Raw genomic sequence first — 12,002 nt, 5'->3', positions numbered from 1 at the left:
TTCTCGTCACTGAACTCACCCCGCATAGTGCAGGGCCGCAGGGGGAACCGGAAGACTTTTGACGCCACAAACATCGGATGAGTGCGCCTTGTCGTTTGGCGGCACTGGGCGACCAAACGTAGAGTTCCGCCGAACCTTGGGTAGAACAGACGATCCGGAAAGCGACAGCGGCGATGACGGCTAGCACGACGAGCAATGACCATCCGGCTGGCCGGGCCACCACGAAGCCTCCGCAGGACGCACCGGACCGGGCCCCCGAGACCCCGGACGGCACCGCTGCCGCAGCCTCTGCGTACGCGCCCGAGCAGCACGCGCCCGGACACGACGCGCCTGAACACGACGCGAGCGCGGCCGACAGCGCCGACCGCACCGCGGCCGTACCCGCCCCCGCCGACGGTCCGGGCATCGACCCCGCGCGCATGGCGCTCTGCCTGAGCGTGCTCGCCGAGCTGGACGAGCTGGACGTCGACCACCCCGACGCCATCGCCGTGCGCCGCGCCACCGCGGGCGTCTACCGCACCGTGAAGCAGCGCCGCCGCCAGGAGCGCCGGGCCGCCAAGACCGCCAACGACAAGGCCGTCACCGAAGCCACCGCCACCGGCGCGGCCGACCGCATCGACGACGAGACGCTCGGCAACATGCTCACGACCTCCACCACCACGGAGATCGCGGGCATCCTGGAGCGGCCCAGGTCCTGCTACATCTGCAAGACCCGCTACCGCGAGGTCGACGCCTTCTACCACCAGCTCTGCCAGCCCTGCGCCAAGGAGAACCACAGCAGGCGCGACGCCCGTACGGACCTCAGCGGCCGGCGCGCGCTGCTCACCGGCGGCCGGGCGAAGATCGGCATGTACATCGCGCTGCGGCTGCTGCGCGACGGCGCCCACACCACCATCACCACCCGGTTCCCCGGCGATGCCGTCCGCCGCTTCAAGGCGATGCCGGACAGCGCGGAGTGGCTGCACCGCCTCAAAATCATCGGTATCGACCTGCGCGACCCGGCCCAGGTCGTCGCCCTCGCCGACACGGTGAGCGCCGCCGGGCCGCTCGACATCCTGATCAACAACGCGGCGCAGACCGTCCGCCGCAGCCCCAAGGCGTACGCCGAGCTGCTCGGCGCCGAATCGGCCCCGCTGCCCGCCGGCGAGCTGCCCGAGTCGATCGTGCTGGGCAGCTTCGGCAGCGGCAGCCAGGCCGCGCTGCCCGGTCCCTCCAAGGCCGCGCACGACGCGCTCACTCCGGAGTCGATCACCGCCCTCGCGCTGACCACCGGCTCCGCCTCGCCGGCCCGCATCGACGCGGGCACCGCCATCGACGCAGGCGGGCTGGTCCCCGACCTGGACCCGACCAACACCTGGATCCAGCGGGTGCACGAGGTCGACCCGGTCGAGCTGCTCGAAGTGCAACTGTGCAATGTGACCGCGCCGTTCGTGCTGGTCAGCCGGCTGCGCCCGGCGATGGCCGCAGCCGCCGCCCGCCGCAAGTACGTCGTGAACGTATCGGCGATGGAAGGCCAGTTCAGCCGCGGCTACAAGGGCGCGGGCCACCCGCACACCAACATGGCCAAGGCCGCGCTGAACATGCTGACCCGCACCAGCTCCCAGGAGATGCTGGAGGCCGACGGCATCCTGATGACCGCCGTCGACACCGGCTGGATCACCGACGAGCGTCCGCACCCCGACAAGATGCGACTGGCCGAGGAGGGCTTCCACGCCCCCCTCGACCTCGTCGACGGCGCGGCGCGGGTCTACGACCCGATCGTCCGCGGCGAGCTGGGCGAGGACCTCTTCGGCTGCTTCCTCAAGGACTACGCGCCGTCTGCCTGGTAGAGCGCGGGCCGGACGCGACCGGGCTTCTGCGCTGCGGCCGGGCCCCGGCGCTGCGGGCGGGCGGCGGGGCTGCCGGGGGAGACCGGCCGGGCTGCGGCCCCGCTTCGGCGGGGACCGCGCCGCGCGGCGGAACATCCGTGGATTCCCATGCGCCCATCGCGGAACACGGCGGGTCGGCTCCGGAGTTGTCGGGTGGGGGCCGGATGATCTGGAACACACCCCGTCTACGAGGAGGTACCGCAGTGGCTACCAAGCGCATCGCCAGCACGGTCTGGGAAGGCAATCTGCTGGAGGGCAAGGGCACCGTCAGCTTCGCTTCCTCCGGGATCGGCGACTACCCGGTCTCCTGGCCCGCGCGCGCCGAGCAGGCGAACGGCAAGACCAGCCCCGAGGAACTGATCGCGGCGGCTCACTCCAGCTGCTTCTCGATGGCCCTCTCCAACGGCCTGGCCACGGCCGGCACGCCGCCCACCCGGCTGGACACCCGGGCCGAGGTCAGCTTCCAGCCGGGCACCGGCATCACCGGCATCCACCTCGTGGTCAGCGGCGAGGTGCCGGGCCTGGACGAGGCCGGTTTCACCGCCGCCGCCGAGGACGCCAAGAAGAACTGCCCGGTCAGCCAGGCGCTGACGGGAACGACCATCACCCTCGCCGCAAAGCTTGCGTGACCTGGTCTTTTATCTCTGACTGGGCGGTGTGACCCCGCCCGCACCCGCGTCAAGGGTTCGCCGGACGAGTTGCTCAGCGGCGTGAAACTCGCTGAGCGACGCGTCCGGCGCCCTCCTCGGGGCGGCCCGCCCGCGGAGCGTCCAAGCCGGGCCGGCACCTCACCGGCTATGGATTCGGCCGGGCGTCCGGATCGGCGATTTCGATCCGGGCGCCGGCCGCTTCCACGTCCGCGATCACCTGCGCGAAGCACTCCCAGGTGTCCCGCATCCGCTCCATGACGCCTCTGCCGGGGATCACTACGACCGAGATCCGGTGCTCGGCCACGTACCGCGCGAGCTGCTGCGTCGGCGGCGCGATCGACCAGATCTCGTACCCGCGGCGCTGGTAGCCCTGGCGTTCCATCCACGCCCCGATCGCCGCGAGTTGGGCGTCCCAGTCCTTCTCGAAAGGCGAGTAGAGCTGCGGCTCCAAGAGTGCTTCGGGCTCATCGTCGATGCGGGCCCCGAACAGCCAGCCGTACGCGCGGGGTGCGTCAGTGTCGGTTGTTCCGGTCTCGGTCGTTCCGGTCATGGGCCCGACGCTACCGCGTGACGACGACCGCGCAGAAGGTGACCGTCGAGCCCGCTCACGCCGATCCGAGTCGGCCACGGCCCGGTCAGCCGGGCGCTGACGGGAACGACCGTCACCCTCACCGCCCCACTCGCCTGACCTGCGAGAACAGCATGATCCACGTACTGATGCCGCCTTTTTCGCATGGCGGCACCAGTACGTGGGCAGCGGCCAGGAATAGGTCGCTGACGCTGTCCGTTATGCGGCTCGTACCCCCGTCATCGGCACGAGAGAGCAGGCAATTCGAATGAGCGCGACGGTAGAGCTCACCAAGGACAACTTCGACGCGACTGTCTCGGGGAACAGTTTTGTCCTCATCGACTTCTGGGCCGAGTGGTGCGGACCCTGCAAGCAGTTCGGCCCGATCTTCGAAAAGTCGGCCGAAACGCACCCCGACCTGGTGTTCGCGAAGGTGGACACCGAGGCGCAGTCCGAACTCGCAGCCGCCTTCGAGATCCAGTCGATTCCGACGCTGATGATCGTCCGGGACGGCGTCATCGTCTTCGGCCAGCCGGGGGCGCTGCCCGAGGCGGCGCTGGAGGACCTCATCGGCCAGGCCCGCGGCCTGGACATGGACGAGGTCCGCAAGTCCGTCGCCGAAGAGGCGAACAAGGCCTGAACCGCCGCAGCCGCCGCGGGCCCGCGGCGCGTCGGCCAGTCGTCCCCCCAGCCGCGTCCCCCCAGCCGCGTCAGTCGTCCGGGTCGAGGCCGTAGTCCTCGTCCGTACGGCTGCGGCCCGCGGCCCGGCGGCGCAGCACGGCAGCCGCCGCCGCGGCGCTCCCGGTGAAGGCCAGCGCGAGCACCCACGGCTGGTCGAGGTGATGCCGGGTCAGGTGGTCGAATGAGAACCGGCCGGGACCGGCGAGTCCGATGCCGGCCGCGACGAAGCCCAGGAACGCCGGGTACTCGTAGCCGCCCGAAGCGGCGAAGAACCCGGCCGGGGCGTGTACCGCCACCGCGCCCGCCATCGCTCCGCCCGCCGCCGCGCCGGCGGCGGGCGTCGCGATGCCCAGGGCCAGCAGCACGCCGCCGCCCGCCTCGCCCAGACCGGCCGCCAGCGCGCTCTGCCGCCCGGGGACGAAGCCCATCGCCTCCATGGCCGCTCCGGTGGCCTCCAGGCCGTGGCCGCCGAACCAGCCGAAGAGTTTCTGCGCGCCATGGGCGAAGAGCACACCTCCGGTGCCCACACGCAGGGCGAGCAGCCCGAGGTCTTTCCTGCACGACGAAGCCATGGCGGGTCCTTTCCGGCCGGGGGACACCGCTCCAGTCTCGGCCCGAACGCACCGCGGCGACCCCTCCTGTTAGGCCGTACGGGACGCGCCCGGCCGGCCCCGGCGGCAGGAAGGCGCTTGACGCGCGGGCGGCGGCGACCGAGGCTGATCATCGAGCCGGAGCCTGGGAGGCAGCATGCACAACGCCGAGGGCTGTCCCACCGTCGTCGACCGGGTCAAGGACGTCATCAACTCCGGTGGCGTGCTGGTCGCTTCGCGGCAGGTCGAGGACGTGTTGTACGAGCACCCCGCGGTGGCCGAGGCGGCCGTCGTCGGGCTGCCGGACGACCGCTGGATCGAGGCGGTCACCGCGATCGTCGAACCGAGCGCGGAGACCCCCGAGGTGGCCGCGGCGAAACTGCTCGCCCACGCCCGGGACCGGCCGGCCCACTTCAAGGCCCCCAAGAAGGTGCTGCTGGTGGCCGACTTGCCGCGAAACGCCAGCGCCAAGCTCCTCAAGCGAGTGCCGCGCGATCGATACGGTCGGACGACCGAGGAAAAGGAAACACCATGACGCTCACGCTGTCCCACGGGCCGCTCTCCGGCCGTCCGCCGCAGACCGTCAACTACGAATTGCGCGGTCCGGCCCACAAGTTGTTCTTCCAGGACTTTCCCCGGCGGGTCCGCGCACGGTTCGCGGGCGAGACGGTGCTGGACACCAGAGACGGCATGCTGCTGCACGAGACGGGTCTGCTGCCCCAGCTCTACGTCCCCGACGCGGACCTGACCGCCGAACTGCTGCGGCCGACCGAACACGACACGCACTGCCCGTTCAAGGGCACGGCCGCCTACTGGTCGGTGTCGCCGGCGGGCGGCGCGGGGGAGTCGCAGCAGGAGGGCGGCGCGGCCCGGGTGGCCGAGAACGCCGTCTGGGCCTACCCCGAGCCGCTGGCCGAGGCGTCCTGGCTGCGCGGCTACAAGGCCGTGTACTGGGGCTCGATGGACCAGTGGCTCGACGAGGACGAAGAGGTGCTGGGCCACCTGCGCGACCCGTACCACCGCGTCGACGTCCGCCGCTCCAGCCGCCACGTCCGGATTCTCGCCGGCGAGCAGGTGATCGCCGACAGCACCCGGCCGATGCTGCTGTCCGAGACAGGGCTGCCGAACCGCTACTACCTGCCGCGCGGCGACGTGCGCACGGATCTGCTCGAACACAGCGACACCAGCACGGTCTGCCCCTACAAGGGCACCGCCGAGTACTGGTCGCTGCCGCTCGACGGCCGCCGGCTCGACGATGTCGCGTGGTCGTACGCCGAGCCGCTCGACGAGACGCTCAAGGCCGCCGGATACCTGTGCTTCCTGCACGACGAGCTGAGCATCGAGGTGACCGACTGACGGCGGCGAGCGCCGCGGGGCGTGGACGGCCGGGAGCGGCAGCGTGGGCGGGGCAGGGAGCGGCAGCGTGGGATAAACGGCTAAAATCATCCCCAATACCCTCCCGGCCGTCAGCTCTCCGCAGCCTCGTCCAGCCCCGGCCGCAACGCCGGCCCCGGCCGCAGCCCCGGAAGGCGCAACGCCCTGCCGCACCCGAGCCGTGGAGACGACCCTTGAGCAGCCCCTTCGTCCGCGTCCGCGGTGCCCGCGAGCACAACCTGCGCGACGTCGACGTGGACATCCCCAGAGACTCCCTCGTCGTCTTCACGGGCGTCTCCGGCTCCGGGAAGTCCTCGCTGGCCTTCGGCACCCTCTACGCCGAGGCGCAGCGCCGCTATTTCGAGTCCGTGGCGCCCTACGCCCGCCGGCTGATCCACCAGGTCGGCGCGCCCCGGGTCGAGGAGATCACCGGCCTGCCGCCCGCCGTAGCCCTCGAACAGCGCCGCTCCGTGCCCACCTCGCGCTCCTCGGTCGGCACCGTCACCACCCTCTCGAACTCGCTGCGGATGCTCTTCTCCCGAGCGGGGGACTACCCGGTCGGCACGGCCGAGCGGCTCGACTCGGACTCCTTCTCGCCGAACACCGCCATCGGCGCCTGCCCCGAGTGCCACGGCCTGGGCCGCGTCCACCGGGTCACCGAGGACTCCCTCGTACCCGACCCCACGCTCAGCATCCGCGAGGGCGCCATCGCCGCCTGGCCCGGCGCGTGGCAGGGCAAGAACCTCCGCGACATCCTGGCCGCCCTCGGCCACGACATCGACCGCCCCTGGCGCGAACTGCCCCCCGAAGCCCGCGACTGGATGCTGTTCACCGACGAACAGCCCGTCGTCACCGTGCACCCCGTACGGGACGCGAACCGCATCCAACGGCCCTACCAGGGCACGTACATGAGCGCGAAACGTTATGTGCTGCACACCTTCGCCGACTCCAGGAGCGCGGCGCTGCGCCGGCGCGTCCAGCGGTTCATGGAGAGCCTGCCCTGCCCGACCTGCGAGGGCCGCAGGCTGCGCCCCGAGGCGCTCGCCGTCACCTTCGCCGGACACGACATCGCCGAACTGGCCGCCATGCCGCTCACCGCGCTGGCCGCCGTACTGCGCCCGGCCGCCGAGCACACCGGCGAGCCCGGCGTGCCGGAGGAGGCCGCCGTCGGCGTCGCCGCGACCCTCACCCGCGACCTGCTGGCCCGCATCGAGGTGCTCACCGAACTGGGACTCGGCTACCTCAGCACGGACCGCGCCACGCCGACGCTCTCCTCAGGCGAGCTGCAACGGCTCCGGCTGGCCACCCAACTGCGGTCCGGCCTGTTCGGCGTCGTCTACGTCCTCGACGAGCCGTCCGCCGGGCTGCACCCGGCCGACGGCGAAGCGCTGCTCACCGTCCTGGACCGGCTCAAGGCCGCCGGCAACTCGCTGTTCGTCGTCGAGCACGACATGGACGTGGTGCGGCGCGCGGACTGGATCGTGGACGTCGGCCCGCACGCGGGGGAGCACGGCGGCCGGGTGCTCTACAGCGGCCCGGTGGCCGGCCTGGCCGAGGTGGCCGAGTCGGCGACCCGCAGATTCCTCTTCCCCGGCGAGTTTTCCGGCGATTTCCCCGGCGAGCTCTCCGGGGCCGCGCCCGAGCCCCCGCGCGAGCCGTCCGGCCTGCTGCGGCTGTACGGCGTCAACCGGCACAACCTGCGGGATCTCGACGCGGAGATCCCGCTCGGGGTCTTCACCGCGGTCACCGGCGTGTCCGGTTCGGGCAAGTCGACGCTGGTCAGCCAGGTGCTCGCGGACGTGCTGCGCGACCACCTCGGCACCGGGGGCGAGAGCGGGCGGCCGGGCGAGTCCGACGCCGATGGCGACGGTGCCGACGGTGCCGAGGACGACTCAGCCCGTACGGACACCGCCGATGTGACGGCGGTGGCTGCTGTCAAGGGGCTCGAAGCCGTCGACCGGCTGGTCTGCGTCGACCAGAAGCCCATCGGACGCACCCCGCGCTCCAACCTCGCCACCTACACCGGCCTGTTCGACTCCGTACGCAAGCTCTACGCGGCCACCGACGAGGCCAGGGCGCGCGGCTACACCGCGGGCCGCTTCTCCTTCAACGTGGCGACGGGCCGCTGCGAGAACTGCCAGGGCGAGGGTTTCGTCGCCGTCGAGCTGCTGTTCCTTCCCGGCGCCTACGCGGCCTGCACCGTCTGCGGCGGCGACCGCTACAACCCCGAGACGCTGGAGATCACCTATCGCGGCGTGAACATCGCCGGAGTGCTGGCCATGACCGTCGAGACGGCCGCCGGCTTCCTGGCCGACGTGCCGTCGGCCGCCCGCAGTCTGCGCACCCTCCAGGAGGTGGGGCTCGGCTACCTGCGGCTCGGCCAGCCCGCCACCGAGCTGTCCGGCGGCGAGGCACAGCGCATCAAGCTCGCCACCGAACTCCAGCGCTCGCGCCGCGGGCACACCCTCTACCTGCTCGACGAGCCCACCACCGGGCTGCACCCGGCCGACACCGAGCTGCTGCTGCGCCAGTTGCACGGGCTGGTCGCGGCGGGGAACTCCGTGGTGGTGGTCGAGCACGACATGCATGTGGTGGCGGGCGCCGACCGGGTCATCGACCTGGGCCCCGGCGGGGGCGACGAGGGCGGACGGATCGTGGCGGCCGGCACCCCGGCGGAAGTGGCCCGCGCTGCCCGGAGCGTGACGGCGGGCTATCTCGCCGGGGTGCTGCGCGGTGACACGCGGCGCGCGTGACCGGTGCCCGGCGGCCGGTGCCTGTCAGCTGGGCACCGGGACAGCTGGGCACCGGGTCAGCTGGGCACTGGGTCAGCTGGGCACTGGGTCAGCTGGGCACTGGGTCAGCTGGGCACTGGGTCAGCTGGGCACAACGGGCGGCGGCGCACCGGGTCGGCGGGGCGAGCGCGTCAGGAAGGCTCGTCCTCCAGCCGGAAACCGACCTTCAGGCCCACCTGGAAGTGCTCGACCCGCCCGTCCACGATGTGGCCCCGCACCTGCTGCACTTCGAACCAGTCCAGGCCGCGCAGGGTCTGGGAGGCGCGCTTGATCCCATTGCGGATCGCGGCGTCCACGCCTTCGTGCGAGGTGCCGACGATCTCGGTGACGCGGTAGGTGTGATCGGTCACGGTGACTCCCTGAGCGGTGAGGCTGCTGCCTGATGTCCCAGTCCACGGTGCCCCACGGCGGGGAGTCGCACCATTCGAATGCCGGCCCCCGTTGCCCTTCGCCGTACGCCCCTCAGCCCGGCCGTCACGCCCCTCAGTCCTGCCGCGCGGGCTCCGTCTTGGCCAGCTCCGACTTGCGGTACGAGTAGCCGAAGTAGACGCCGAGCCCGATCAGGAACCACACCGCGAACCGCACCCAGGTCTGCCACTGGAGGAAGGTGATCAGCCAGATCGAGAAGGCCACGCCGATCACCGGGACGTACGGCATCCCCGGGCAGCGGAAGGTGCGCGGCAGGTCCGGCTGCTTGTAGCGCAGCCTGATCACCGCGATGCACACCACGATGAAGGCCAGCAGGATGCCGATGTTCGTCAGCTCGGCGGCCTCCCCGATGGGAATAAAACCGGCGATGGCGGCAGACGCGAAGCCGACGATCCAGGTCACCCGGGTCGGCACATGGCGGGTCGGGTGGGTCTTGGCGAACCACTTCGGCAGCAGGCCGTCCCGGCTCATCGAGAACCAGACACGGGTCACCCCGAGCATGAAGGTGAACATCACCGTCATGATGCCGATGATCGCGCCGACCGCGATGACGTCCGCGAGCCCGCCCAGGCCCACCGACTTGAACGCCGTCGAGAAGCCGCTCTCCGGGTCGATGTCCGTGAAGTTCTGCATACCGGTCAGCACCAGGCAGGCCAGCACGTACAGCACCATCGAGATGGCGAGCGAGTACAGGATCGCCTTGGGCATGTGGCGCTGCGCGTCCTTGGACTCCTCGGCCGCCGTGCTCATCGCGTCATAGCCGAAGACCGCGAAGAAGACGGTGGCCGCGCCGGTGAACGCCCCGCTGACCCCGAACGGGAAGAACGGGCTGTAGTTGCCGGTCTCGACGTGGAAGAAGCCGACCGCGATGACGACGATCACCACCACGACCTTCAGCACCACGACGACCATCTCGAACCGCGCGGCGTTCTTGATGCCCAGCGTCAGCAGATAGGCGATCAACAGGCACAGCACGGCGGCGAACAGGTCCACCCTGTGCCCGCCGCCGGTGCCCGGCGCGCCCAGCATCCAGGCCGGCAGATCGGTGCCCATCTCCCCCAGCAGGAAGGAGAAGTACCCCGAGATGCCGATGGCGACCACCGCCACGATCGCCGTGTACTCCAGCAGCAGGTCCCAGCCGATGAACCAGCCCACCAGCTCGCCGAGCACCGCGTAGCCATAGGTGTACGCGGACCCCGCCTTCGGGATGAGGCCCGCGAACTCCGCGTACGAGAAGGCCGCCGCCGCGCTCGCGACGCCCGCGATGAGGAACGAGAGCAGTACCGCCGGCCCGGCCGTGCCGTTGGCGACGGTGCCGGCGAGGGTGAAGATTCCCGCGCCGATGATGCCGCCGACACCGATCGCGGTGAGCTGCCAGAGGCCCAGGGTGCGGGTGAGTTGCTCACCCTCGCCGCCCTCTTGGATCTGGTCAATGGGCTTGCGGCGCAGTACGCCTTGTCCCATCCGCAGTCCCGCCATGATGTGTCCTCTCCGTCGACAGCTGACGGCGGTTCATGATGGCGGAGCCCGGGCGGAGACGGAAGACGCCGCTCCGCTGGGCCTCCGCGCTAACTGAACTCACCGTGACGGCCCATTCCCGCCGCGAAGCGCGCGGCCCCGGCCGCCGCCTCCGCCAGCGCGGCCCTGCCGTGCTCCAGTTCACCGGCCATCGCCCGCTCCTCCGGAAGCCCCTGCTGCTCCAGCAGCGACGCCCGGTCGCCGCGCAGGCAGGTCTGCGGGAAGCGGGCGATCCCGGCGGCCAGCTCCTCGGCGGCGGCGCGGGCCCCGCCGGCCGGCACCACCCGGTTGGCGAGGCCGATCTCGTACGCCTCCCGCGCCTCGACCGGCCGGCCGGTCAGCACGAGGTCCATGGCCCGGCTCGCCCCGATCAGCCTTGGCAGCCGCACGGTTCCGCCGTCGATCAACGGAACGCCCCAGCGCCGGCAGAACACGCCGAGGACCGCGTCCTCCTCCATGACCCGCAGGTCGCACCAGAGCGCGAGTTCCAGACCGCCCGCCACCGCGTGGCCGCTGATCGCGGCGATCACCGGCTTCGTCAGCCGCAGCCGGGTGGGCCCCATCGGGCCGTCCCCGTCCGGTGCGACGCGGTTCGCCCGCTCGGTGCCGATCGCCTTGAGGTCCGCTCCGGAACAGAAGCCGCCGCCCTCTCCCCACAGCACCGCCACCCGCGCCCCGTCGTCCGCCTCGAAGGCGCGGAAGGCGTCCGCGAGCGCGGCGGCGGTCGGGCCGTCCACGGCGTTGCGGCTCTCCGGGCGGGACAGCACGACGGTCGTCACGGGGCCGCTCCGCTCGGTCCGTACGGGGTCCTTGGCTGGGTGTTGGGCGGGGCTGGGGGTGGGGGTGGGGTCCTGGGTGGTCATCGGGTCCTTCGCGGAGCTCGGGTCGGTGACGTCCACGGCAACCTCCTCGGCCGGACGGCCGGCTCGCCGGTCGGCGCGATCAAGCGTAGCGGGGTACGGGCGCGCCGGGAACGATTCGGTCGACGGAGGCGGGCGGGCGCTGCGAGCATGCGGGAGATGTCTCGCGACGTCGAGTGGGTAACCCTGTGTCGAGGCGCGGGAGCTCGGCGCCCTCGACCTGGTGGCCGCGTTCGCCGCGCAGAACCAGGTGTGCCGGTCGGTGGGCGCGTTCTTCACCGAGTACGACCTGCTGGTCACCCCGACGCTGGGACAACTGCCCGCGCCGCACGGCACCTTGCGCTACGACGGCCCCGGCCACACCGTGACGAGCTGGCTCACCTCGCTCTTCGCCTACGGCCCGTTCACCATCGTGTTCAACATCTCCGGGCAGCCCGCGATCAGTCTGCCGCTCGGCTGGAGCGAGGCCGGCGTGCCGGTCGGCGTGCAACTCGTCGCTCCCTACGGCGGGGAGGACCTGCTGTTCCGGATCGCCGGCCGGCTCGAAGAGGCCATGCCGTGGAAGGACCTCAGGCCCGCCGGGCCGGGGTCGGCCAGCCTCCCCAGGTACGCCGGGCCGGGGTCGGCCAACCCGCCGTTTCGCCAGAAGACTTGAAGATCAATAAGATCCGG

At 71.6% G+C, this 12,002-nt stretch carries 11 protein-coding genes and 1 pseudogene; 7 read left to right on the top strand and 5 right to left on the bottom strand.

Features of this window, described 5'->3' with window-relative positions; translation table 11 throughout:
• The first annotated feature begins 419 nt into the window (after nt 1–419).
• Complete coding sequence (locus QMK28_RS16670) at nt 420–1,829, top strand: SDR family NAD(P)-dependent oxidoreductase (protein ID WP_326438649.1); 1,410 nt, start codon at nt 420–422, stop codon at nt 1,827–1,829.
• Between the two features lie 242 nt (nt 1,830–2,071).
• Nucleotides 2,072–2,497, top strand: coding sequence for an OsmC family protein (locus QMK28_RS16665; RefSeq protein ID WP_326438613.1), 426 nt, complete (start codon nt 2,072–2,074; stop codon nt 2,495–2,497).
• A gap of 166 nt (nt 2,498–2,663) precedes the next feature.
• Here QMK28_RS16665 and QMK28_RS16660 read toward each other — a convergent pair whose 3' ends face one another.
• On the bottom strand, nt 2,664–3,068 hold the full coding sequence (locus tag QMK28_RS16660) for a hypothetical protein (protein ID WP_326438611.1): 405 nt from the start codon (nt 3,066–3,068) through the stop codon (nt 2,664–2,666).
• A gap of 280 nt (nt 3,069–3,348) precedes the next feature.
• Between QMK28_RS16660 and trxA the strand changes: the two genes are divergently transcribed.
• Complete coding sequence (trxA, locus tag QMK28_RS16655; RefSeq protein WP_326438647.1) at nt 3,349–3,726, top strand: thioredoxin; 378 nt, start codon at nt 3,349–3,351, stop codon at nt 3,724–3,726.
• Nucleotides 3,727–3,796: 70 nt separating this feature from the next.
• On the opposite strand, the gene QMK28_RS16650 is transcribed toward trxA, so the two are convergent.
• Nucleotides 3,797–4,339 (bottom strand): DoxX family protein, encoded by a 543-nt coding sequence (locus QMK28_RS16650; protein ID WP_326438609.1) that lies wholly within the window; start codon nt 4,337–4,339, stop codon nt 3,797–3,799.
• 172 nt (nt 4,340–4,511) lie between these two features.
• Here QMK28_RS16650 and QMK28_RS16645 point away from each other — a divergent pair.
• The 3 genes and pseudogenes from QMK28_RS16645 to QMK28_RS16635 all read left to right on the top strand — a co-directional run.
• A pseudogene (locus QMK28_RS16645) lies at nt 4,512–4,892 on the top strand (AMP-binding enzyme); the annotation flags it as partial.
• On the top strand, nt 4,889–5,713 hold the full coding sequence (locus QMK28_RS16640) for a DUF427 domain-containing protein (RefSeq protein ID WP_326438607.1): 825 nt from the start codon (nt 4,889–4,891) through the stop codon (nt 5,711–5,713). The pseudogene QMK28_RS16645 and the gene QMK28_RS16640, both read left to right, overlap by 4 nt.
• A 212-nt stretch (nt 5,714–5,925) precedes the next feature.
• Nucleotides 5,926–8,484: an excinuclease ABC subunit UvrA gene (locus QMK28_RS16635; RefSeq protein WP_326438605.1), complete on the top strand. Its 2,559-nt coding sequence runs from the start codon at nt 5,926–5,928 to the stop codon at nt 8,482–8,484.
• A 170-nt stretch (nt 8,485–8,654) separates the two neighbouring features.
• On the opposite strand, the gene QMK28_RS16630 is transcribed toward QMK28_RS16635, so the two are convergent.
• The 3 genes from QMK28_RS16630 to QMK28_RS16620 all read right to left on the bottom strand — a co-directional run bounded on the left by QMK28_RS16630 (nt 8,655) and on the right by QMK28_RS16620 (nt 11,333).
• A complete protein-coding gene (locus QMK28_RS16630) occupies nt 8,655–8,873 on the bottom strand; it encodes a dodecin (RefSeq protein ID WP_326438603.1) in 219 nt (72 codons plus the stop codon).
• Between the two features lie 133 nt (nt 8,874–9,006).
• Nucleotides 9,007–10,431, bottom strand: coding sequence for an amino acid permease (locus tag QMK28_RS16625; protein WP_326438602.1), 1,425 nt, complete (start codon nt 10,429–10,431; stop codon nt 9,007–9,009).
• A gap of 89 nt (nt 10,432–10,520) precedes the next feature.
• On the bottom strand, nt 10,521–11,333 hold the full coding sequence (locus QMK28_RS16620; RefSeq protein WP_326438645.1) for a crotonase/enoyl-CoA hydratase family protein: 813 nt from the start codon (nt 11,331–11,333) through the stop codon (nt 10,521–10,523).
• Between the two features lie 220 nt (nt 11,334–11,553).
• On the opposite strand from QMK28_RS16620, the gene QMK28_RS16615 reads away from it, so the two are divergent.
• Entirely contained in the window at nt 11,554–11,985 is a 432-nt protein-coding gene (locus QMK28_RS16615; protein WP_326438600.1) for an amidase family protein, read from the top strand.
• Nucleotides 11,986–12,002: the final 17 nt, after the last annotated feature.

Source organism: Streptomyces sp. H27-D2, assembly GCF_035828615.1.
Lineage (GTDB): Bacteria > Actinomycetota > Actinomycetes > Streptomycetales > Streptomycetaceae > Streptomyces.
Note: the sequence above shows the minus strand (reverse complement) of the source record. Positions and strands in the feature narration are given on the sequence as shown.